This is a genomic window from Streptomyces sp. NPDC047043 (genome assembly GCF_040644055.1).
Lineage (GTDB): Bacteria > Actinomycetota > Actinomycetes > Streptomycetales > Streptomycetaceae > Streptomyces.
Map to the genome: position 1 here is coordinate 162,338 of NZ_JBEYVO010000002.1, position 22,675 is coordinate 185,012.

At 69.6% G+C, this 22,675-nt stretch carries 18 protein-coding genes; 2 read left to right on the forward strand and 16 right to left on the reverse strand.

Annotated elements, in window-relative coordinates:
* The first annotated feature begins 531 nt into the window (after positions 1–531).
* A complete protein-coding gene (gene ileS, locus ABZ880_RS03820; protein ID WP_361256334.1) occupies positions 532–3,669 on the forward strand; it encodes an isoleucine--tRNA ligase in 3,138 nt (1,045 codons plus the stop codon).
* 230 nt (positions 3,670–3,899) lie between these two features.
* On the opposite strand, the gene ABZ880_RS03825 is transcribed toward ileS, so the two are convergent.
* From ABZ880_RS03825 to rsmH, 16 genes are all read right to left on the reverse strand, one after another.
* Positions 3,900–5,063 carry a DivIVA domain-containing protein gene (locus ABZ880_RS03825; RefSeq protein ID WP_361256337.1) on the reverse strand — a complete coding sequence of 388 codons (1,164 nt, stop codon included), beginning with the start codon at positions 5,061–5,063 and terminating at the stop codon, positions 3,900–3,902.
* A gap of 52 nt (positions 5,064–5,115) precedes the next feature.
* Positions 5,116–5,400 carry a YggT family protein gene (locus ABZ880_RS03830; protein WP_067014924.1) on the reverse strand — a complete coding sequence of 95 codons (285 nt, stop codon included), beginning with the start codon at positions 5,398–5,400 and terminating at the stop codon, positions 5,116–5,118.
* 73 nt (positions 5,401–5,473) lie between these two features.
* Complete coding sequence (sepF, locus tag ABZ880_RS03835; RefSeq protein ID WP_361256341.1) at positions 5,474–6,115, reverse strand: cell division protein SepF; 642 nt, start codon at positions 6,113–6,115, stop codon at positions 5,474–5,476.
* Between the two features lie 128 nt (positions 6,116–6,243).
* Entirely contained in the window at positions 6,244–6,963 is a 720-nt protein-coding gene (locus ABZ880_RS03840; protein WP_361256344.1) for a YggS family pyridoxal phosphate-dependent enzyme, read from the reverse strand.
* A 6-nt stretch (positions 6,964–6,969) separates the two neighbouring features.
* A complete protein-coding gene (gene pgeF / locus ABZ880_RS03845; protein WP_361256347.1) occupies positions 6,970–7,698 on the reverse strand; it encodes a peptidoglycan editing factor PgeF in 729 nt (242 codons plus the stop codon).
* Positions 7,699–7,708: 10 nt separating this feature from the next.
* Positions 7,709–8,905: a cell division protein FtsZ gene (gene ftsZ, locus ABZ880_RS03850; protein WP_361256350.1), complete on the reverse strand. Its 1,197-nt coding sequence runs from the start codon at positions 8,903–8,905 to the stop codon at positions 7,709–7,711.
* Positions 8,906–9,182: 277 nt separating this feature from the next.
* A complete protein-coding gene (locus ABZ880_RS03855; RefSeq protein WP_361256353.1) occupies positions 9,183–9,977 on the reverse strand; it encodes an FtsQ-type POTRA domain-containing protein in 795 nt (264 codons plus the stop codon).
* A gap of 26 nt (positions 9,978–10,003) precedes the next feature.
* Complete coding sequence (gene murG / locus ABZ880_RS03860; protein WP_360832843.1) at positions 10,004–11,101, reverse strand: undecaprenyldiphospho-muramoylpentapeptide beta-N-acetylglucosaminyltransferase; 1,098 nt, start codon at positions 11,099–11,101, stop codon at positions 10,004–10,006.
* Positions 11,102–11,107: 6 nt separating this feature from the next.
* The gene (gene ftsW / locus ABZ880_RS03865) at positions 11,108–12,469 is read right to left on the reverse strand and encodes a putative lipid II flippase FtsW (RefSeq protein WP_361256356.1); all 1,362 of its coding nucleotides are present in this window, start codon (positions 12,467–12,469) and stop codon (positions 11,108–11,110) included.
* A gap of 20 nt (positions 12,470–12,489) precedes the next feature.
* On the reverse strand, positions 12,490–13,923 hold the full coding sequence (murD, locus tag ABZ880_RS03870; protein ID WP_361256359.1) for a UDP-N-acetylmuramoyl-L-alanine--D-glutamate ligase: 1,434 nt from the start codon (positions 13,921–13,923) through the stop codon (positions 12,490–12,492).
* On the reverse strand, positions 13,905–14,975 hold the full coding sequence (gene mraY / locus ABZ880_RS03875; RefSeq protein ID WP_361257071.1) for a phospho-N-acetylmuramoyl-pentapeptide-transferase: 1,071 nt from the start codon (positions 14,973–14,975) through the stop codon (positions 13,905–13,907). The genes murD and mraY overlap by 19 nt, the downstream gene beginning before the upstream one ends.
* Positions 14,975–16,381: a UDP-N-acetylmuramoyl-tripeptide--D-alanyl-D-alanine ligase gene (murF, locus tag ABZ880_RS03880; protein WP_361256362.1), complete on the reverse strand. Its 1,407-nt coding sequence runs from the start codon at positions 16,379–16,381 to the stop codon at positions 14,975–14,977. The genes mraY and murF overlap by 1 nt, the downstream gene beginning before the upstream one ends.
* Positions 16,382–16,385: 4 nt before the next feature.
* A complete protein-coding gene (locus ABZ880_RS03885) occupies positions 16,386–17,906 on the reverse strand; it encodes a UDP-N-acetylmuramoyl-L-alanyl-D-glutamate--2,6-diaminopimelate ligase (RefSeq protein WP_361256365.1) in 1,521 nt (506 codons plus the stop codon).
* 221 nt (positions 17,907–18,127) lie between these two features.
* Positions 18,128–20,083 (reverse strand): penicillin-binding protein 2, encoded by a 1,956-nt coding sequence (locus tag ABZ880_RS03890; RefSeq protein WP_361256368.1) that lies wholly within the window; start codon positions 20,081–20,083, stop codon positions 18,128–18,130.
* A 5-nt stretch (positions 20,084–20,088) separates the two neighbouring features.
* Positions 20,089–20,598, reverse strand: coding sequence for a septum formation initiator family protein (locus ABZ880_RS03895; RefSeq protein ID WP_361256371.1), 510 nt, complete (start codon positions 20,596–20,598; stop codon positions 20,089–20,091).
* A 60-nt stretch (positions 20,599–20,658) separates the two neighbouring features.
* A complete protein-coding gene (gene rsmH / locus ABZ880_RS03900) occupies positions 20,659–21,618 on the reverse strand; it encodes a 16S rRNA (cytosine(1402)-N(4))-methyltransferase RsmH (RefSeq protein ID WP_361256375.1) in 960 nt (319 codons plus the stop codon).
* 418 nt (positions 21,619–22,036) lie between these two features.
* Here rsmH and ABZ880_RS03905 point away from each other — a divergent pair, with 418 nt between their 5' ends.
* Entirely contained in the window at positions 22,037–22,582 is a 546-nt protein-coding gene (locus tag ABZ880_RS03905; protein WP_361256378.1) for a carbonic anhydrase, read from the forward strand.
* The last annotated feature ends 93 nt before the right edge of the window (positions 22,583–22,675 follow it).

The following is a 22,675-nucleotide window of genomic DNA, read 5'->3' on the forward strand; positions in this document are numbered from 1 at the left end:
CGCGGCAACGGGGCACACCGCCCGATTCGCCCGGCTCGCACCTGCCGCTGAGCAAGCCTGCATGCGTTGTGCCCAGCTCCCCGCGGGGTAATCCGCCGGACCGTCCGTCCCAGGATCCGAACACGCGTACCGCTCCATTCGGGTCATCTCCGTCCGTACGGCACCCCCGCAAGCGGCGCCTCGAAAACCGGTCGGCCGCTGTCTGCGCGGCGCCGTACACTGGGCGGAGCGAAAAGCGTGGATGGGGACGAGTAGCGCCGTACGCAGCCCAGAGCGACCCGGGGGCGGTGGAAGCCCGGGGGCGAGCGCGACGTGAAGATCACCCCGGAGCCGCCGGAAGAAAGCCGCAGCCGAGAGGCAGCGGCCGGTAGAACCGGCATCGCGACCCCAATGAGGGGGCTCACCGTGGCGCGGGATGCACCGGAGAGCCAAGGAGGGTGGTACCGCGGGAGCGCGCCGAAACCGGCGTACAGAAGACAGCTCTCGTCCCTCCGGACGGAAGGCAGCAAGTCCGCCGGAGGAAGCTCGCTGATGACAACGCCGACGTACCGCCAGGTGCCCGCCCAGGTCGACCTGCCCGCGCTCGAGCACGCCGTGCTCGACTTCTGGCGCGAGCAGAAGATCTTCGCCAAGACCCTGGAGCAGTCCGAGGGCCGCCCCGAGTGGGTCTTCTACGAGGGCCCGCCCACCGCCAACGGCATGCCGGGCGCCCACCACATCGAGGCGCGCGTCTTCAAGGACGTCTTCCCCCGCTTCCGCACCATGCGCGGCCACCACGTGGCCCGCAAGGCCGGCTGGGACTGCCACGGCCTCCCGGTGGAGCTGGCGGTCGAGAAGGAGCTCGGCTTCAGCGGCAAGAAGGACATCGAGGCGTACGGCATCGCCGAGTTCAACGCCAAGTGCCGCGAGTCCGTGACCCGCCACACCGACGCCTTCGAGGCCCTGACGACCCGCATGGGGTACTGGACCGACCTCAACGACCCGTACCGCACGATGGACCCCGAGTACATCGAGTCGGTCTGGTGGTCGCTCAGGGAGATCTTCGACAAGGGCCTGCTGGTCCAGGACCACCGCGTCGCCCCCTGGTGCCCGCGCTGCGGCACGGGCCTGTCGGACCACGAGCTGGCGCAGGGCTACGAGACGGTCGTCGACCCGTCCGTGTACGTCCGTTTCCCCCTCACCTCCGGTCCGCTGGCCGGCGAAGCCGCGCTCCTGGTCTGGACGACGACCCCCTGGACGCTGGTGTCCAACACGGCGGTCGCCGCGCACCCCGAGGTCACCTACGTCGTCGCGACCGACGGCGAGGAGAAGCTCGTCGTCGCCGAGCCGCTCGTCGCCAAGGCGCTCGGCGAGGGCTGGGAGACCACCGGCCAGTCCTTCACGGGCGCCGAAATGGAGCGCTGGACCTATCAACGACCGTTCGAGCTGGTCGAGTTCCCGGCCGAGGCGCATTTTGTCGTCAACGCCGAGTACGTCACGACCGAGGACGGTACGGGCCTGGTGCACCAGTCCCCCGCCTTCGGCGAGGACGACCTCAAGGTCTGCCGCGCCTACGGCCTGCCGGTCGTGAACCCGGTCCTTCCGGACGGCACGTTCGAGGAGGACGTCCCCCTGGTCGGCGGCGTCTTCTTCAAGAAGGCGGACGAAAAGCTCACCGAGGACCTCCAGCAGCGCGGCCTCCTCTTCCGGCACATCCCGTACGAGCACAGCTACCCGCACTGCTGGCGCTGCCACACCGCGCTCCTCTACTACGCGCAGCCGTCCTGGTACATCCGCACCACGGCCGTCAAGGACCGCCTGCTGCAGGAGAACGAGAACACCAACTGGTTCCCGGACACGGTCAAGCACGGCCGGTACGGCGACTGGCTGAACAACAACATCGACTGGGCGCTGTCCCGCAACCGCTACTGGGGCACCCCGCTGCCGATCTGGCGCTGCGAGGACGACCACCTCACCTGCGTCGGCTCCCGCGCGGAGCTCACCGAGCTGACGGGCAGCGACCAGTCCGAACTGGACCCGCACCGCCCCTACATCGACGACGTCACCTTCGCCTGCCCCAAGTGCCAGAAGACGGCCACGCGCGTGCCGGAGGTCATCGACGCCTGGTACGACTCGGGTTCGATGCCGTTCGCGCAGTGGGGCTACCCGCACAAGAACAAGGAGTTGTTCGAGTCCCGCTATCCGGCGCAGTTCATCTGCGAGGCCATCGACCAGACCCGCGGCTGGTTCTACACGCTGATGGCGGTCGGCACCCTGGTCTTCGACAAGTCCTCGTACGAGAACGTGGTCTGCCTCGGCCACATCCTCGCCGAGGACGGCCGCAAGATGTCCAAGCACCTGGGCAACACCCTGGACCCGGTCCCGCTGATGGACCGGCACGGCGCGGACGCGGTGCGCTGGTTCATGGCGGCCGGCGGCTCCCCGTGGGCGGCACGCCGCGTGGGCCACGGCACCATCCAGGAGGTCGTCCGCAAGACGTTGCTGACCTACTGGAACACGGTCGCCTTCCAGGCCCTGTACGCGCGCACCGCCAACTGGGCGCCCAGCGAGGCCGATCCGGCCCCGGCGGACCGTCCGCTCCTGGACCGCTGGCTGCTGTCCGAACTCCACGCGCTCACCGACCAGGTGACACAGGCCCTGGAGGCGTACGACACCCAGCGCGCCGGCAAGCTCCTGTCGGCGTTCGTCGACGATCTCTCCAACTGGTACGTCCGCCGCTCCCGTCGCCGCTTCTGGCAGGGCGACAAGGCGGCGCTGCGCACCCTGCACGAGGTCGTCGAGACGGTCACCAAGCTGATGGCCCCGCTGACCCCGTTCATCACCGAGCGGGTCTGGCAGGACCTGGTCGTGGCGGTGACCCCGGGCGCCCCGGAGTCGGTGCACCTGTCCTCCTGGCCCCAGGCGGACCTCACGGCGATCGACCCCGAGCTGTCGAAGCAGATGGTCCTCGTCCGCCGTCTCGTAGAGCTGGGCCGCGCCACGCGCGCGGAGTCGGGCGTGAAGACCCGCCAGCCGCTGTCGCGTGCACTGGTGGCGGCCGCCGGTTTCGAGTCCCTCGACCGCGAACTGCACGCGCAGATCACGGAGGAGCTGAACGTCACATCCCTGGCGTCGCTCTCCGAGGTCGGCGGCTCCCTGGTCGACACGACCGCGAAGGCCAACTTCCGCGCCCTGGGCAAGCGTTTCGGCAAGCGCGTCCAGGACGTCGCCAAGGCCGTGGCGAACGCGGATGCGGCCGCGCTCTCCCTCGCCCTGCGCGAGGGCACCGCGTCGGTCGAGGTCGACGGCGAGACGATCACCCTCGCCCCCGACGAGGTGATCATCACGGAGACCCCGCGCGAAGGCTGGTCGGTGGCGTCGGACTCCGGCGCGACGGTCGCCCTCGACCTGGAGATCACCGAGGAGCTGCGCCAGGCGGGCCTCGCCCGTGACGCGATCCGCCTGATCCAGGAGGCCCGCAAGAACAGCGGCCTCGACGTGGCCGACCGCATCGCCCTGCGCTGGACCTCCACGGACCCGGCGGTCATCGCCGCGCTGACCGAACACGCCGGCCTGATCGCCGACGAGGTCCTGGCAACGGACTTCGCCCAGGGCGAGGCGGACGACAGCTACGGCGCCCCGTTCACCGACGAGGGCCTGTCCCTCACCTTCCGCCTGCGCAAGGCCTGAGCACACAGTCCAAGAGGGCCCGGTCTCCCCGCGGGGGGGCCGGGCCCTCTCGGCGTGCGCCGCCGGCCCGCAGAGAGCCGAGCCCCAGCCGCTCCAACAGCGGCCGTACGACGCTCCCACCGGCGCGGCGATCAACACGCGCAAAAAGGGCGGGGCCCCGGATCAATTCCGGGGCCCCGCCCTGTTGAACGCTGCCGACGCCTACGGCGTACTAGTGGCCGTGGCGGCCGTCAGTTGTCGTCCTCGTCGATCAGGAACCCGCGCATCGGCGAGGGAGCCTGGCCCATCGGCGACGGACCCTGCGGGCGGACCGGAGCCATGGGCTGGGTCATCGCCGGGGACATCTGCTGCTGACCGCCGTAGGACGGAGCAGCGGGAGCCGGGCCACCCATGGTCGGGTTGCCGTACGACGGGGCGCTCGCGCCGGCCGGGGCCATCGAGGGCGCCGGGGACGGCGGAAGCGACGCGGTCGCCGGGGTCCGCGGCGGGGCCAGCGAGTCGTCGGCCTGGGTCTCCAGCTGACGCAGCTGGGACTCGAGGTACGACTTCAGGCGCGTGCGGTACTCGCGCTCGAAGCCGCGCAGGTCCTCAACCTTGCGCTCCAGCGTGGCGCGGGCGGACTCCAGGGAGCCCATCGCGACGCGGTGCTTCTCCTGCGCGTCCCGCTCAAGGGCGTCGGCCTTGGCACGAGCGTCACGCTCGAGACCCTCGGCACGCGAACGCGCCTCGCCTACGATCTTGTTGGCCTCGGAACGGGCCTCGGCGATCGCCTGGTCGGCGGTCTGCTGGGCCAGCGAGAGGACACGGGCGGCGCTGTCGCCACCGGGGCCCTGACCGGGGCCGCCCATCGGGCCGCCCATGGGGCCACCCATCGGGCCGCCCATCTGCTGCTGCATGGGGGGCTGGCCGCCCATCGGGCCGCCCATGGGGCCCTGCCCCATCGGACCCTGGCCCATCGGACCGGGACCCTGCGGACCACCCTGACCACCGCCGGGACCGGCGGGCAGCTGCGGGGCACCGCTAGGCAGCTGGGGCGGACCACCCATGGGGCCACCCATCTGCTGCTGCGGCGGGCCCGATATGCCGGCCGGCACCGGAGCGCCCGGACCTCGCATGCCCTGCTGCGGCATACCGCCCTGCGGAGGCATGCCCTGCTGCTGATCCTGCGGACCGCCGGGACCCTCCGGGGGCTTGCGCATGTTCTGCTGGTTCTGGGCAGCAGCACGCGTGGCCGCAGCCAGTTTGGCGCGCAGGTCCTCGTTCTCGCGGAGCAGGCGCGTCAGTTCGGCTTCGACCTCATCGAGGAAGGCATCGACCTCGTCCTCGTCATAGCCTTCTCGGAGGCGGACGGTCGTGAACTGCTTGTTCCGCACGTCCTCGGGGGTCAACGGCATCTCTTCACCTCAACGTAGTCGTCGGCATCGGCAAGACGGTAGGTCACATCGCTCACAGCCGGCTCACGATCGAGATCAGGATGTAGACGATGATCATCAGTACGAAGAAGGACAGGTCGAGCGCCACGCCCCCGAGACGCAGCGGCGGGATGAACCGCCGCAGAAGCTTGAGCGGTGGATCGGTGACAGTGTAGGTGGCCTCCAGAACGACCACCATCGCCTTGCCGGGCTGCCATGAGCGGGCGAACTGGAAGACGTAGTCCATGACCAACCGGAAGATGAGCACGATGAGGAAGCACATCAGCGCGATGTAGACGACATCCAGGACCACGCCCATGTTCGGTGCTTCCCTCTCCCCTGTTTCCGTGCTGCTGGGTACTTCTTTGTACTGCGGTTTCCGGTCGAGCGTCTCAGCTCTGGTTGAAGAACCCGCCCTCTGCGATACGGGCCTTGTCCTCCGCCGTGACATCGACGTTAGCAGGCGACAACAGGAACACCTTCTGCGTCACCCGCTCAATGCTGCCGTGAAGACCAAACACCAAACCGGCCGCAAAGTCGACAAGTCGCTTCGCGTCTGTGTCATCCATCTCAGTCAGATTCATGATCACCGGGGTGCCCTCACGGAAGTGTTCCCCGATGGTACGGGCCTCGTTGTAGGTCCGCGGGTGAAGCGTGGTGATCCGGTACGGCTCTCGTTCCGACACGACCTTGGGCATGATCACCGGTGCGTTCTTCTCCAGGCTTGCGCGTTCTTGTGTGATGGACGCCACGGGCGCGATGCGCGCCGGACGGCTGGATTCCGCGGGTAGCGAAGCGGAACGTGCGACCGGCTCGCGTGTCGCGGGCGACTGCACGATTCGCACCTCTTCGTCCCTTTGGGGCTGATGTGCGACGTGCGACTGGTGGGAGGGTTCGTGCCGTCGGTGGTCCCGCTCGGGCTCGGGGTCCAGTTCGGGCTCGAAGTCGTCATCGGGGTCGAATCCCCGGCCGTCGTACCCATCGTCCTCCACGAGGCCGAGGTAGACCGCCATCTTGCGCATCGCGCCGGCCATGCTCTGAGTCCTCCGCTCTGTGGTGGATCGGCTGACGACTGCCAAGTGCCCGCGATCCACGAGGTCGTTGCGCCCGCCTTCGGCGGCACTGACCATATTTTCTGCTGTGGTCCGACTTCCTGGCGACGTTACCCGAGCCCGGGGCGGACTCCGAGTACCGCGGTACCGACGCGTACATGTGTCGCTCCGGCGGCCACGGCCTGTTCGAGGTCCGCACTCATTCCTGCCGACACCATGTTCGCAGCCGGATGGGCTCGGCGCAGGTCGGTCGACAAATCCATCAACCGCTCGAACGCCGCCAGTTCGCGCCCCGCGTAGGGTCCGGTGAGCGGCGCCACGGTCATCAGACCGTCCAGCCGCAGACCTGGCGCCCGCGCGACGAGCTCGCCCAACTCTTCGATTCCGCCGGGCCCGACGCCCCCGCGCTGCCCGCGTCCGCTCTCGTCCGCGTCGAGCGCGACCTGGATCAGGCAGCCGAGTTCGCGCTCCTGCCGTACCGCCTCCTTCGAGAGCGCCCCGACGAGCCGGTCGCGGTCGACGGACTGCACCACATCGGCATAACCGGCCACGGAACGCACCTTGTTGGTCTGCAACTGACCGACAAAGTGCCATGTGAGCGGCAGATCCGAGCATTCGGCGGCCTTGGGTGCCGCGTCCTGGTCCCGGTTCTCGGCCACGTGACGCACACCGAGCTGCGACAGAATCCTCACATCACTGGCCGGATAGGTCTTGGTGACCACGATCAGGGTCACTTCTTCACGCTTGCGCCCGGCCGCCGTGCACGCGGCCGTGATGCGCTCCTCGACTTTCGCCAGATTTGCGGCGAGTTCGCCTTTACGGTCCGTCATGCCCCATCAGTCCAGCCAGACATATCCCGCGAGTCGCCCCGTGGTGCGATCGCGTCGGTACGAGAAGTGATCGGCCGACTCCAGCGTGCACACCGGCGACTGCTCCCGGTCGCGCACCCCGAGCCGCTCGAGCTGCGCGTGCACTCCGGCGGTCACGTCGACCGCGGGAGTACCCCAGCTCGTCTCGGCGTGCGCCGCCGGCTCGACGGCGGCCACATCGGCGCGCATCGCCTCGGGCACCTCGTAGCAACGGCCGCAGACGGCGGGTCCGGTGCGGGCGACGATCCGGCCCGGCTCTGCTCCGAGTTCGGTCATGGCCCGTACGGCGGCGGGGACGATCCCGGCGATCATGCCGGGCCGGCCCGCGTGGGCGGCGGCCACGACACCGGCGACCGGGTCGGCCAGCAGAACGGGGGTGCAGTCGGCGGTGAGCACGGCGAGGGCGAGACCCCGCTGCACGGTGACGATCGCGTCGACCTCCGGCACGGGCCGGTCGCCCCAGGGCCCGTCCACCACCGCCGCGTCCGCGCCGTGCACCTGGTTCATCCAGACCACCCGAGCCGGTTCCAGACCAAGGGACTTGGCGGCCAGCTCACGATTGGTCCGTACGGCGTCGGGGTCGTCGCCGACCGCTCCGCCGAGGTTGAGCTCCTCGTACGGAACGGCGCTCACCCCGCCCCACCGGTCGGTGAAGGCGAAGTGCGCGCCGTTCACGATGTCGCGCTGTCTTATCACGTCAGAAGGATCACTTGAGGAAGTCCGGCACGTCCAGTTCCTCGGCCGCGCTGTCCGTGTAGGACCGCGACGGCGGGACCGGCGGGGCGACCGGGACCTCGTTCGCCGGCTCGGGCGTGGGCTCCGGGTCCTCCTTCGGCGTGACGCTGCCGAGCGAGCCGAAGGACGGGCGGCTCTCGGACTGCCGTACGGGAGTGGGCTCTTCGCGGCGGTTCGAGGAGGAGGCCGAGCCGAGGACGTTGTCCCGGCGGGCCGGCGGCTGGCCGCCGTCGAAGCCGGCCGCGATCACTGTGACACGGACCTCGTCGCCGAGGGCGTCGTCGATGACCGCACCGAAGATGATGTTGGCCTCGGGGTGGGCGGCCTCGCTGACCAGCTGGGCGGCCTCGTTGATCTCGAACAGGCCGAGGTCGGAGCCGCCGGAGATGGAGAGCAGCACGCCGCGGGCGCCGTCGATGGACGCCTCGAGCAGCGGCGAGGAGATCGCCATCTCGGCCGCGGCCACCGCGCGGTCGTCGCCGCGGGCCGAGCCGATGCCCATGAGGGCCGAACCGGCCTCGGACATCACGGACTTGACGTCGGCGAAGTCGAGGTTGATCAGACCGGGCGTGGTGATCAGGTCGGTGATGCCCTGGACACCGGAGAGCAGGACCTGGTCGGCCGACTTGAAGGCGTCGAGCACCGAGACCTGGCGGTCCGAGATGGACAGCAGCCGGTCGTTCGGGATGACGATGAGGGTGTCGACCTCTTCCCGAAGTTCGGCGATGCCGTCCTCGGCCTGGTTGGCGCGGCGCCGGCCCTCGAAGGTGAACGGACGGGTGACCACGCCGATGGTGAGGGCGCCCAGGGAGCGGGCGATGTTGGCCACGACGGGCGCGCCGCCGGTGCCGGTGCCGCCGCCTTCACCGGCCGTGACGAAGACCATGTCGGCCCCCTTGAGGACCTCCTCGATCTCCTCGCGGTGATCCTCGGCGGCCTTGCGGCCGACGGCCGGGTTGGCTCCGGCGCCGAGTCCGCGGGTGAGTTCGCGACCGACGTCGAGCTTGACGTCGGCGTCGCTCATCAACAGCGCCTGCGCGTCGGTGTTGATGGCGATGAACTCGACGCCCTTGAGACCGACCTCGATCATCCGGTTGATGGCATTGACACCACCGCCGCCGACACCGATGACTTTGATGACTGCGAGGTAGTTCTGCGGTGCTGCCACGTCGAAGGCCTCTCGCCTCGAGTTACGTGTCGCCGTATCGCGGGTCATGCGATCCGGCGACGGATGCCGATTGGGACGGTCCGTAGCGCCGACCCGAACCCTAACGTTGAAGTTTAGGGTTACCAGTGTGTCCGTTCCTTGAAGTCTTCTGAACAGGACACTAAGTCGACAAGTGGCGCACGTTCAACGAACACGCCGAACCTCCCGTTTTTCTTTTCACCCTATGTGATCAGGCGTAGCGCTGCCCAACCAGGGTGCTGGCCTGCGCGGATGTGCGTCAACTCCCCGATGACGCAGGGGCGGTGGGAACCGAGACGTCGAAGTACCGCGCATCCGGCGCCGCTTTCATGAGAGCGGTGAGCGTACGGGCCTTCAGAGCGCCCCTCTCACCACTCCCCCACAAGACGGTCCGGCCGTCGCCCAACTCCAGCGAGATGTCGTCGTAGGAGCGCACTTTGACGGTCCGGGTGTCGCGGGCGACTGCGGCCGGAACGGCACGTGCGACGCGCACCGCCTCGCGCACCAACCGGTCCTCGTCGAAGCGTCGCAGGCTTGCGGCGGACGAGCCCGCGGAGGACAGGGCAAATTCCAGTGCGGGAACGCCTTTCGGAGCCCGAGAAACCGTGGCGAAACGGACACCTTCATCGTCCACTTCGATGAAGTTTCCGCCCTTTTGGACAATCAGAACCGGAGTGCGTTCAACCACTTTCAGGCCGATTCCGTGGGGCCAGGAACGGACCACGTCAACCGTGTCAATTCGGGGCAGTTTCGCGCGCAGTCGCGTCTCAATCACATCGGTGTCGACGGAAATCAGCGGTGCCCCGACGGGGACTTCGGCGGCCTCGCGCACCTGCGCGGGGGTCAGAACCCGGGTTCCGGAGACCGACACCCGTTCCACGCGCAGCCATTGAGAGCCGTACAACAGCCATACGCTGCCCGCGCCGAGGAGAACGAGCGCGACGGCAAGGATGATGATCGTACGAAGGCGGGTCAGCCTCAACCTCCGTGCCGGAGGCGGGCCGGACGACTCCTGCTGGCTTTCACCGCGTTCGGCGGTGGTCGGTCCGGCCACGCTCCCTGCCCTTCGTTCATGCGGTCCTAGTGATGTGCACGACGGGCGGCGATCGCCTCGTACACCATGCCGACGAGCAGGTCGTCGGCGTCCCGGCGGCCGAACTCGGCGGCGGCGCGGGACATCTCGTACAACCGGTGCGGGTCGGCGAGCACGGGCAGGACGTTGGCCCGTACCCAGTCGGGCGTCAGTTCCGCGTCGTCGACCAGCAGTCCGCCGCCGGCCTTGACCACCGGCTGGGCGTTCAGCCGCTGTTCGCCGTTGCCGATGGGCAGCGGTACGTAGGCGGCCGGCAGTCCGACGGCGGAGAGTTCGGCGACGGTCATCGCGCCCGCGCGGCAGAGCATCATGTCGGCAGCGGCGTACGCGAGGTCCATCCGGTCCAGGTAACTTACCGGGATGTACGGGGGCATTCCCGGCATCTGCTGTACGTGCGGCAGTTCGTTCTTCGGGCCGACCGCGTGCAGGATCTGGATGCCGGCCTGCTGCAGCCAGGGCGCGACCTGCTGGACGACCTCGTTGAGGCGGCGGGCGCCCTGTGAGCCGCCGGAGACCAGCAGCGTGGGCAGGTTGGGGTCGAGGCCGAACATCGCGCGGGCCTCGGGGCGGGCGGCGGCCCGGTCGAGGGTGGCGATGGTGCGGCGCAGCGGGATGCCGATGTAGCGGGCGTCGCGCAGCTTGCTGTCCGGGGTGGAGACGGCGACCTTGGCCGCGTAGCGCGAGCCGATCTTGTTGGCAAGGCCCGGGCGGGCGTTGGCCTCGTGGATCACGATCGGCACACCGAGGCGCTTGGCGGCGAGGTAGCCGGGCAGGGCCACGTACCCGCCGAAGCCGACGACCGCGTCGGCCTTGGTGCGCTCGAGGATCTGCTCGGTCGCCTTGATCGTGCCGCGCAGCCGGCCCGGGACGGTGATCAGTTCGGGCGTCGGCTTGCGTGGCAGAGGTACGGCGGGGATCAGCGCGAGCTCGTAGCCCCGCTGCGGAACCAGCGTGGTCTCAAGGCCGCGTTCCGTGCCCAGGGCCGTGATCCCCACGGTGGGGTCCTGCCTGCGCAGGGCGTCCGCGAGGGCGAGCGCGGGCTCGATGTGGCCGGCGGTCCCCCCACCGGCGAGTACGACATGCACCGAAATTCACCGCTCTCCGGACGAGCGCGCCGCCGAGGCACGCCGTCGCATCGTGTTCCATCTCCGAGGCCCCCGTGCCGACGCGGCGCCTCCCGCCCGCTTTCTACCAAAGCGAGGTTGCCGCATCGAAAGCGCCGCCCGCGCAGCGGGCTCGTCACGCGCGAACGCGATCAGCAGCCCGATGGCGAACATGGTCGGCAGCAGGGCGGACCCTCCGTAGGAGAACAGCGGGAGGGGGACGCCGGCGATCGGCAGCAGGCCGAGCACCGCACCGATGTTGATCACCGCCTGCGCGGTGATCCAGGTGGTCACGCCTCCCGCGGCATACCTGACGAAGGGGTCCTCCGTGCGTCCGGCCACGCGGATACCCGCATAGCCTAGAGCCGCGAAGAGGGCGAGCACCGACAGCGTCCCCGCAAGGCCCAGTTCCTCACCGGTGACGGCGAAGATGAAGTCCGTGTGGGCTTCCGGGAGTTGGCCCCATTTTTCCACACTCGCGCCGAGTCCGGATCCGAAGATTCCGCCGGATGCGAGCGCGTAGATCCCGTGCACGGCCTGCCAGCAGTCGACCGGTCCGGACTGTGGTGAGGTCGCGCCGATGCAGGACAGGCGGGCCATGCGGTTCGGGCTGGTCTTGATGAGGATCACACCGAGAACGGCGGCGATCGACAGCACCCCGGCGAACAGCCGCGTGGGCGCACCGGCCAGCCACAGCAGGCCGAACAGGATCGCCGTGAGGATGATCGCCGTACCCATGTCGCCGCCGAGCATGATCAGCCCGAGCAGCATGAAGGCGGCCGGAACGAGCGGCACCAGCATGTGCTTCCACTGGTTGAGCAGCCTCTTGTCCTGCTTGCGGGCGAGCAGGTCGGCGCCCCACAGCACCAGGGCGAGCTTGCCGAACTCGCTGGGCTGGATCTGGAAGGAGCCGCCGAGCGAGATCCAGTTCTGGTTGCCGTTGACCGACATCCCTATCCCCGGCACCTGCACCAGCGCCATCAGGAAGACGGCGCCCGCGAGGATCGGGTAGGCCAGCGCGCGGTGCAGCTTGACCGGCATCCGGGAGGCGACCAGCAGCAGTACGCCGCCGATCACGGCCGCGAGCAGCTGCTTGCGGAAGAAGTACGAGCCCGGCAACGACATCTGCAGCGCGGTGATCTGGGAGGCCGAGTAGACCATCACCAGGCCGAGCACGGTGATCAGCAGACTGCCGCCGAGGATCAGGTAGTACGCGGTCAGCGGCCGGTCCCAGGCACGCTTGGCGTTGAGGTACAGACGGCGTAGGGGGTTGTCGCGGGGCGACCGGCTCACGGCGGGCCGTCGGACGGCCCGCTGCACGGGCGGACGTCCGGTACGACTACTGGGCATCAGCGCCTCCGCTACGTCGGTCAGGAGCCGAGTTCGCGAACCGCCTCCGCGAACGCGTCACCGCGCTTGTTGTAGTTGGCGAACATGTCCATCGAGGCGCAGGCCGGGGCCAGCAGCACCGTGTCGCCTTCGACGGCGAGCCGCTGGGCCTCCTGGACAGCCGCGAGCATCGCCCCAGTGTCGGTCCGGTCGAGGTCGACGACGGGTACTTCCGGCGCGTGTCGCGCGAGGGCTTCGCGGATCAGGGCGCGATCGGCGCCGATGAGCACGACTCCGCGAAGTCGCTTTGCCGACTTGGCGACCAGCTCGTCGAAGGTCGCGCCCTTGGCGAGCCCGCCCGCGATCCAGACGATGGACTCGTACGCCGCCAACGAGGCTTCCGCGGCATGCGTGTTGGTCGCCTTGGAGTCGTCGATGTACGCGACCCCGTCCACGTCGGCCACATGCGCGATGCGGTGCGCGTCCGGGGTGAAGTTCCTGAGGCCGTCCCGTACGGCCGCTGCGGGCACCCCGAAGGCGCGCGCGAGGGCCGCCGCCGCAAGGGCGTTGGCGATGTTGTGCGGGGCCGGCGGGTTGACGTCGGCGACCTCGGCGAGCTCCTGGGCGTTCTTCTGCCGGTTCTCGACGAAGGCGCGGTCGACCAGGATGCCGTCCACGACACCGAGTTGGGAGGGGCCCGGGGTGCCGAGGGTGAAGCCGATGGCCCGGCAGCCCTCCTCGACGTCGGCCTCGCGCACCAGGTCCTCGGTGGCCTTGTCGGCGACGTTGTAGACGCAGGCGACGCGATTGCCTTCGTAGATACGGCCCTTGTCGCGCGCGTACGCCTCCATGGAGCCGTGCCAGTCGAGGTGGTCGGGCGCCAGGTTGAGGACAGCCGCCGAGTGGGCGCGCAGGGAGGGCGCCCAGTGCAGCTGGTAGCTGGACAGCTCCACGGCGAGGACGTCGTACTGCTCCTCGCCGAGCACCGCGTCCAGGAGCGAGACGCCGATGTTGCCGACGGCGGCCGTGCGCAGGCCCGCCGCCTTCAGGATCGACGCCAGCATCTGGACGGTGGTGGTCTTGCCGTTGGTGCCCGTCACCGCCAGCCAGGGGGCCGCGTCGGGTCCCCGCAGCCGCCAGGCGAGTTCGACGTCGCCCCAGATCTCCAGGCCGGCTTCGCGAGCCGCGACGAACAGCGGCTTGTCCGGCTTCCAGCCCGGTGCGGTGACGACGAGTTCGGTGCCCTCCGGCAGGGTCGCGCCGTCACCGAGGCGCACGGTGATGCCCAGAGCCTCCAGTTCGGCGGCCTGTTCACGCGCGCGTGCGTCGTCGCCGTCGTTGACGACCGTGACAACGGCCCCGCGCGCGTGCAGCACCTTGGCCGCCGGGATACCGGAGACGCCGAGCCCGGCGACGGTGACGTGCTTGCCCTGGAAGTCGGAAGGCACCGAGGAGATCACTTGTCCGCTGCCCATCCCGCGTAGAAGAGGCCCAGTCCGACGATCACACAGATGCCCTGGATGATCCAGAAGCGGACCACCACAAGAACCTCGGACCAGCCCTTGAGTTCGAAGTGGTGCTGGAGTGGCGCCATCCGGAAGACGCGCCTGCCGGTGAGGCGGAAGGAGCCGACCTGGATGACCACCGACATGGTGATGAGGACGAACAGGCCGCCCATGATGGCCACCAGCAGCTCCGTGCGGGAGAGGATGGCCAGGCCCGTGAGGACACCGCCGAGCGCGAGCGAACCGGTGTCGCCCATGAAGATCTTGGCCGGCGAGGTGTTCCACCACAGGAAGCCGAGGCAGGCACCCATCAGCGCGGAGGCGATGACCGCGAGGTCCAGCGGATCGCGCACCTCGTAGCAGGCGTTGGGGTTGGTCAGGGTCTGCGCGTTGGCGCAGGACTCCTGGAACTGCCAGACGCCGATGAAGGTGTAGGCGCCGAAGACCAGCACCGAGGCGCCGGTGGCGAGACCGTCCAGACCGTCGGTGAGGTTCACGCCGTTCGACATCGCGAGGATCATGAACAGCGCCCAGACCACGAACAGCACCGGGCCGATCGACCAGCCGAAGTCCGTGATGAACGACAGCTTCGTGGAGGCCGGGGCGTTGCCGCGGGCGTCCTGGAACTGCAGGGCCAGCACCGCGAAGCTGATGCCGACGATCAGCTGGCCGGCCATCTTCGCCTTGGCGCGCAGACCCAGCGAACGCCGCTTGACGATCTTGATGTAGTCGTCGAGGAAGCCGACCAGGCCCATGCCGACCATCAGGCCGAGCACCAGCAGACCCGAGTAGCTCGGGGTGTAGCCGGTGATGAGCTTCGAGAGGAAGTACGCGGCCACCGTCGCCAGGATGAAGGCGATGCCGCCCATGGTCGGCGTACCGCGCTTGCTGGCGTGCTCGCGCGGGCCGTCGTCGCGGATGTACTGGCCGTAGCCCTTGCGGGCGAGGAGCTTGATCAGCAGCGGGGTGCCGACCAGGGTCAGGAAGAGGCCAATGACTCCCGAGAACAGGATCTGCTTCATCATCGGGCGGCAACCTCACCCTCGGCACCCGTCTCGAGCAGCGCCTGGGCAACGCTCTCGAGCCCCACCGAACGGGACGCTTTCACGAGTACGACGTCCCCCGGGCGCAACTCGCTGCGCAACAGGTCGATCGCCGCCTGTGCGTCGGACACGTGCACCGACTCCTCACCCCACGAACCCTCGTTATATGCGCCCAGTTGCAGCCAGGACGCTTCCCTGCCCCCGACCGCGACGAGCTTGCCGACATTGAGCCGGACAGCTAGCCGCCCGACCGCGTCGTGCTCGGCGAGCGCCTCGTCCCCGAGCTCGGCCATCTTGCCGAGCACCGCCCAGGTCCGCCGCCCCCGGCCCATGGCCGCGAGCGCGCGCAGGGCGGCTCGCATGGACTCGGGGTTCGCGTTGTAGGCGTCGTTGACGATGGTCACGCCGTCCGGCCGCTCGGTGACCTCCATGCGCCAGCGGGAGAGGGAGCCCGCCTCGGAGAGCGCGGTGGCGATCTCTTCCGCGGACATGCCCAGCTCATGGGCGACGGCGGCCGCGGCGAGCGCGTTCGACACGTGGTGCTCACCGTACAGGCGCATGGTCACGTCGCTTGCACCGGAGGGTGTGTGGAGCCTGAAGGCGGGCTGTCCTGTGTCCGTGAGTCGCACGTTCTCGGCACGTACGTCCGCTTCGTCGGCCTCTCCGAAAAGGATCACCTTCGCCTTCGTACGGGATGCCATGGCCCGTACGAGGGGGTCGTCCGCGTTGAGGATCGCGGCACCGTCTTCCGGAAGGGCCTCCACGAGTTCGCCCTTGGCCTGCGCGATCTGCTCGCGGCCGCCGAACTCGCCGATGTGGGCGGTGCCGACGTTGAGGACGAGGCCGATCTTCGGGGGCGTCAGATCCGTGAGGTAGCGGATGTGGCCGATGCCGCGGGCGCCCATCTCCAGCACGAGGAACCTGGTCTCGTCGGTGGCGCTGAGTGCGGTGAGCGGCAGCCCGATCTCGTTGTTGAGCGAGCCCGGCGTCCACACCGTGGGGGCCTTGCGCTGCAGGACCTGGGCGATCAGGTCCTTGGTGCTGGTCTTGCCCGCGGAGCCGGTGAGGGCCACGAGGGTGGCGCCGAGGCGTCGTACGACATGACGGGCGAGGGCGCCGAGGGCGCTCTGGACGTCCTCGACGACGATCGCGGGGACACCGACGGGGCGCGACGCGAGAACCGCGACCGCACCCGCTTCGACGACCTGCCGGGCGAAGTCGTGGCCGTCCACGCGTTCGCCGACGAAGGCGACGAAGAGGCTGCCGGGTTCCACCTCGCGGGAGTCCCGGACGACCGGAGCGGTGACCTGGACGGACGGATCCGGTATGTCATGCGTCTGCCCGCCGACGACTGCTGCGATCTCGGCGAGAGAGAGGGCGATCACAAGTTCATCCCTGGGTCTTCTGGATGGCTTCTCGAAGCACCTGGCGGTCGTCGAAGGGACGGACCACCCCGGCGATGTCCTGGCCCTGCTCGTGTCCCTTGCCCGCGACCAGCACGGTGTCTCCGGGCCGCGCTCGGGCGACGGCGGCGGCGATCGCGGCGGCCCGGTCCTCGAAGACCTGGACCTCACCGCGTTCGTGTGCTGGTACGGACGCCGCGCCCTCGAGCATGGTTGCAAGGATCGCGAGGGGGTCCTCGGAGCGGGGGTTGTCCGAGGTCAGTACGGCGGTGTCGGCAAGGCGGGCCGCGGCGGCGCCCATCGGCGCGCGCTTGGTCTTGTCCCGGTCGCCTCCGCAGCCGAGCACGACGTGCAGCTTGCCCTCGGTGACATGCCGCAGGGCGCGCAGCACCGATTCGACGGCGTCGGTCTTGTGGGCGTAGTCGACGACCGCGAGATACGGCTGGCCGGCGTCCACGCGCTCCAGTCGCCCGGGCACGCCCGGCACGGCCGCGATGCCGTCGGCGGCGGTCTGCGGGTCGAGCCCGGCGGCGGCAAGGGCGACGATCGCGGCGAGGGTGTTGGCGACGTTGAAGGGGCCCGGCAGCGGCGCCTTGGCCTCGATGCGCTCGCCCTGGGGGCCGATCACGGTGAACGTCGAGTCGAGTTGGCCGATCTCGACGTCCTCGGCGCGCCAGTCGGCGTCCGGGTGGCCCTCGGCGGAGAAGGTGACGACCGGGACCGAGGCCTCGTGGACCAGCCTGCGGCCGTACTCGTCGTCGAAGTTGACGATGCCGAGTTTGCTGCGTTTCGGGGTGAACAGCTGTGCCTTGGCCCGGAAGTAGTCCTCCATGTCGGAGTGGAACTCCATGTGCTCCGGGCTGAGGTTGGTGAACACGCCGATGTCGAAGACGCAGCCGTCGACCCGGCCGAGCACCAGCGCATGGCTGGAGACCTCCATGGCGACCGCCTCGACACCGCGCTCGCGCATGACGGCGAACAGGGCCTGCAGGTCGGTGGCTTCGGGGGTGGTCCGCTCGGACTTGATGCGCTCGTCGCCGATGCGCATCTCGACCGTGCCGATCAGGCCGGTGTTGTTCTTGGTCTTCAGACCGCCCTCGACGAGGTAGGCGGTGGTGGTCTTGCCGGAGGTGCCGGTGATGCCGATCTGGAGCAGGTCGCGGCCCGGGTGACCGTAGATCGTGGCCGCCAGCTCGCCCATCTGCCCGCGCGGGTCGTCGACGACCAGGACCGGCAGGCCCGTCGCCGCGGCACGCTCGGCACCGGTCGGGTCGGTCAGCACGGCGACCGCGCCGAGGCCGGCGGCCTGCGTGACGAAGTCGGCGCCGTGCAGGCGGGCGCCCGGGAGGGCGGCGTACAGGTCGCCGGGGCGGACGGCGCGCGAGTCATGGGTGATGCCCGTGACCTCGGCGGAGCCCTGCGGCGCGGCGGCACCCAGCTGATCGGCGAGCTCCGCGAGGGGTGTCGCGGAAACCTGCACCGGCCTGGGCGGCCCCGGGTATGTCACGGATGCGCCCTTCTGGGTGGTTTGGGACTGATCAGCGTGTGGCACGGCGGTGAGCGTACCGGGCGCACCCGCTTGCGAGCTAAATAGGGGCCCGCGCGCAGCGCGGTCCGGCAAGGGCGGTGGCGGGAGACGGGTGGGCGAGGGGCTGGGGGCGCCCGGGTTGCCGGAGTCGGGGGTGATCATGGTCACGGAGCGTTCCTGGCTGGTTGCGCTGATCAGGGCTAGAAGGTGACGGGCAGGTTCGCGGCCTTCGCGCCGGTGGGCGGGACCTGGAGGGTCTTCAGTGCGAACTCCATCACTTCCTTGTAGATGGGTCCGCAGATCTGGCCGCCGAAGTAGCTGCCGCTCGTGGCGTTCTGGATGGCGCAGTAGACGGTGATGCGGGGGTTGTCCGCGGGTGCGAATCCCGCGAACGACGAGGTGTAACCGTGGTACTTGCCGGTGGCCGGATCCACGCGGTTGGCCGTACCCGTCTTGCCCGCGACCCGGTAGCCGGGGATGCGCGCCTTGTTGCCGGTGCCCTCCCGGTCGTCCACGACCGACTCCAGCATCTGGGCGAGGGTCCTCGCCGTCTTGGCGCTGACGACCCTTGTCTTCTTGGGCTTGGCGGCCGGTGTGAAGCGTCCGTCCGGTCCCTTGGTGCCGCGCACCAGCGTGGGTTCGACGCGTACGCCGCCGTTGGCGATCGTCGAGTAGACGGAGGCCGCCTGCATCGCGGTGACGGACACGCCCTGGCCGAAAGGAATCGTGTACTGCTGCGAGGTCGACCACTTGTCGGGCGGCGCGAGGATGCCCTTGGTCTCGCCCGGGAAGCCGAGTCCGGTGTAGCTGCCGATGCCGAACTTGCGCAGGTAGGAGTAGAGGACCTGGTTGGCCTGCTTCTGCGTCTTGCCGAGCTGGCCGGTCGCCAGGATGGTGCCGATGTTGCTGGACTTGGCGAGCACGCCGTTGAGCGTCAGGTCCCAGGTGTCGTGGTCGATGTCGTCCTTGAAGAGCCGGTCGCCGCGGTGCAGCCGGTTCGGCACGACGACGTGCGTCAGCGGTGTGGCGACGTTCTCCTGCAGTACGGCGGCCATCGACATGACCTTGGCGGTGGAGCCGGGCTCGTAGGCGTCCTCCACCGCCCAGTTGTGCAGGACGTCCCCGTCCGCCTTGGACAGGTCGTTCGGGTCGAAGCCGGGCGAGTTGGCCATGGCGAGGATCTGGCCGGTCCGGGTGTCCTGCACTATCACGTAGCCGCGGTCCGCCCCGGACTTCCTGACCTGCTCGGAGATCGCGTTCTGCGCGGCCCACTGGATGTCGCGGTCGATGGTGAGCTCGACATCATTGCCGGGCACCGCAGGGGTCTCGGTGGAGCCCACGGTGGGCACCAGACGGCCGCCGGACTGGGCGTAGCGGATCTTGCCGTCCTTGCCGGCCAGCTCGTTGTTCAGCTGCTGCTCGACGCCGCCGCCGCCCTGGCCCGAGTCGTTGACCCAGCCCAGTATCCCGGCGCCGAGGTCGCCGTTGGGGTAGATGCGCTTGGTGCTGGGGGTCGAGAAGACGCCGGCGAGGGCGTTGACGGTGGACTTGTCGGTCTGGGCCTTCGCGTTGAGCGCGGCCTTCAGGTCCTTGATCTGCGTCCACACCTGCGGGATCTGGCGGCGGGCGAGCAGGACGTAGCGCAGCCCCTTGTTCTTGGGGCGGAGCTTCTGGACGATCTTGTCCTGGTCCATGCCGATGATCGGCGCGAGGAGCGCGGCCGCCTGCTCGGGCCCGTCGTCGACCTTCAGCTGTTTGCGGGTGAACATCGTGGGGTCGGCCGTGATGTCGTACGCGTCCACGCTGGTCGCCAGCTCCACGCCGTTGCGGTCGGTGATGCCGCCGCGCTCGGCGGGCAGGATCTGGCCGACGTACCGGTTCTGCTCGGCCTTGGCGGCGTACGCGCTCGCGTCGACCGCCTGCACCTGCAGCAGTCGTACGACGAAGGCGATCAGCACCAGCGTCAGCGCGAGGCTGACCATGCGCAGCCGGGGGCGGGGGCTGCCCAGCCTCAGGATCTTGGGGGCCCCGGGACGGGCCGCTGCCGGGCGGCGGGCCGGGCGGGCGCCGGGGCCCGGGCGGCGCCGGCCGGAGGCGGGCCGGTCGGCACGCGCGGGGCCGGGCACGCGGCGGCGCGGCGGTTCCCTGTCGGACACTTCCGTCACCTGCCGAAGGTCGGGGTCGTCGGGTTGGAGGCGGCTTCCGAGACGGGGATCTCGGCGGGGGACGTGCTGGGGACCGTGGTGAAGACGACGGGCTCCGGCGGGCGCAGCACGAGCGGTGGCTCGGCGTAGCCCGCCCCGGAGGCGGTCGAGGGGACGCCCTTCACGGTGCCGTCGGGGCTCAGGAATGCGGGATCGCCACCCGGGATCATGCCGAGCTCGCGGGCGCGGCGCTGGAGGGCCTCCGGTGCGGAGTAGGAGTCGATGTCCCGCTGCAGCGCCTGTTCCTCGTCGGTGAGGTTCTTGGTGTCCTTCTGCAGGTCGTCGAGCTTGAACGAGCCCTCGCTGAGCGCGGAGTTCAGCACCAGGAGCCCGATCAGGCCGCCGCCGAGAAGGAGTACGACGAGGAGGACGAAGGGGGTGCGCGCCGCCTGTCCACGAGTTCCCGGTCCGGGGAAGAGCCGTGCGAGACGAGCGGCCCGCCCCCTCAGTTCGGGTTTCCTGCTCACTCGGCCTCCAGTGAGTCCGGTTTTCCAACCCGCCTACGCGCCAAGTCGTTCACACCCGGCTCACTCACTCACGTCCTCCCTGATGCGCTGGGCGCCGCGCAGTCGCGCCGGTGCCGCTCGCCGGTTCTCGGCGACCTCTTCCTCGGTGGGAAGTTCGGCACCGCGGGTGAGCAGCTTGAGCCGGGGTTGGTACTGCTCGGGGACGATCGGCAGCCCGGGGGGCGCGGTGTTGGCGGCGCCGGCCGCGAACACCTGCTTGACCAGGCGGTCCTCGAGCGAGTGGTACGACAGGACGGCGATCCGTCCGCCCACGTCGAGCGCCTTCACGGCGGCCGGGATCGCCCGCTCCAGGACGGAGAGTTCGCCGTTGACCTCGATGCGCAGCGCCTGGAAGGTGCGCTTGGCGGGGTTGCCGCCGGTGCGCTTGGCGGCCTGCGGCAGCGCGTCCCGGATCAGCTCGACGAGCCGCGCGCTGTTGCTGAACGGCTCCTTCTCGCGCTCGCGCACAACGGCGGCGACGATCCGCTTGGCCTGCTTCTCCTCGCCGTACGCGCGCAGGATCCGGACGAGTTCGCCCGCCGGGTAGGTGTTGAGGACCTCCGCGGCGCTCATGCCGGCCGTCTGGTCCATGCGCATGTCGAGCGGGGCGTCCTGGGCGTAGGCGAAGCCGCGGTCCGCCTCGTCGAGCTGCATGGAGGAGACGCCGAGGTCGAACAGGACGCCCTGCACGCGCGCGATGCCGAGCCTCTCGAGTACGTCCGGGAGCTCGTCGTAGACCGCGTGCACCAGCGTGGCGCGCTCCCCGTACGGCGCGAGCCGCTCGCCGGACAGGCGCAGCGCCTCCTTGTCGCGGTCGAGGGCGACCAGCCGGGCCTCGGGGAACTGCGTCAGCAGGGCCTCGCTGTGGCCGCCGAGGCCGAGGGTGCAGTCGACGACCACCGCGCCCGGCCGCTGCAGGGCGGGGGCCAACAGGTCCAGGCACCGCTGGAGCATCACCGGGACGTGTCGACTCTGGCTCAAGGGGCCCTCTCAGGTCCGGCGCGGGGCGTACGCACCGCCGGGTCCCCGCCCGCTCGTGAAGGGGAGGTCTGCCGGCGCCAAGAGCGTCAGCCGACCGCGAGCGGGAGGAGGCCGAGCCGTACGTACGCGCCGCGCACGTGGGGAGACCGTCCGTGCCTGGGGCCTCCGGGAAAATCAGTCCAGCAGGGAGAGCCTCGCCTCCCGCTTCGCGTCACTTTAGTCCACGGTGTCTCGCGGTCAATCAACCGGCCTGCGCGTCGCGGACCTGCATGAGTGCGAAGCGGCATATCCGGGAAAATCACCCGTACGGCTTCGCCCCCGCCGCCTATGTGGGTTACCTCACAAGAGGACCGTGATGACGCTCTTTTCCCGCTCTCACACCAGGACCGGATCGCATGTGACCAGTACCGTCATAGGTATGACGACTTCTGCATCCGTTCCCACCGAGTCCGAAGGCGCCATACACGGCGGCACCGTCACCGACCGCCTCGTGGAGGCGAACGAGCGGTACGCCGCGGCATTCACCGACCCCGGGATGGACGCCCGCCCCGTGCTGCACGTCGCGGTCGTGGCCTGCATGGACGCCCGTCTCGACCTGCACGCCGCGCTCGGCCTGGAGCTCGGCGACTGCCACACCATCCGCAACGCGGGCGGTGTGGTCACCGACGACGTGATCCGCTCGCTCACCATCAGCCAGCGCAAGCTCGGCACCCGCAGCATCGTCCTCATCCACCACACCGGTTGCGGCCTGGAGGCGATCACCGAGGACTTCCGCACCGAGCTGGAGATGGAGGTCGGCCAGCGCCCGGCCTGGGCCGTCGAGGCCTTCCGGGACGTCGACCAGGACGTACGGCAGTCCATGCAGCGCGTGCGCACCTCGCCTTTCCTCCTCCACGCCGACGACGTGCGCGGCTTCGTCTTCGACGTGAAGACGGGTCTGCTGCGCGAGATCGATCCGACGTAACGGCTCCCGGCCCCTCTCGTTTTTCGCAAAACCCGCGCATCCTGGAGCCCAAGCGCCGTAAAACCCGACATATCGCAGCCAGTTGTCCACAGT

Coding starts and splice junctions, on each gene's coding strand:
- murD (WP_361256359.1), bottom strand. CDS start 13,923: ATGGGCAGCGGACAAGTGATCTCCTCGGTGCCTTCCGACTTCCAGGGC.
- mraY (WP_361257071.1), bottom strand. CDS start 14,975: ATGAAGCAGATCCTGTTCTCGGGAGTCATTGGCCTCTTCCTGACCCTG.
- ABZ880_RS03830 (WP_067014924.1), bottom strand. CDS start 5,400: ATGGGCGTGGTCCTGGATGTCGTCTACATCGCGCTGATGTGCTTCCTC.
- ABZ880_RS03840 (WP_361256344.1), bottom strand. CDS start 6,963: ATGACGGACCGTAAAGGCGAACTCGCCGCAAATCTGGCGAAAGTCGAG.
- ileS (WP_361256334.1), top strand. CDS start 532: ATGACAACGCCGACGTACCGCCAGGTGCCCGCCCAGGTCGACCTGCCC.
- sepF (WP_361256341.1), bottom strand. CDS start 6,115: ATGGCCGGCGCGATGCGCAAGATGGCGGTCTACCTCGGCCTCGTGGAG.
- ABZ880_RS03905 (WP_361256378.1), top strand. CDS start 22,037: ATGACGACTTCTGCATCCGTTCCCACCGAGTCCGAAGGCGCCATACAC.
- ABZ880_RS03825 (WP_361256337.1), bottom strand. CDS start 5,063: ATGCCGTTGACCCCCGAGGACGTGCGGAACAAGCAGTTCACGACCGTC.
- ftsW (WP_361256356.1), bottom strand. CDS start 12,469: ATGCCCAGTAGTCGTACCGGACGTCCGCCCGTGCAGCGGGCCGTCCGA.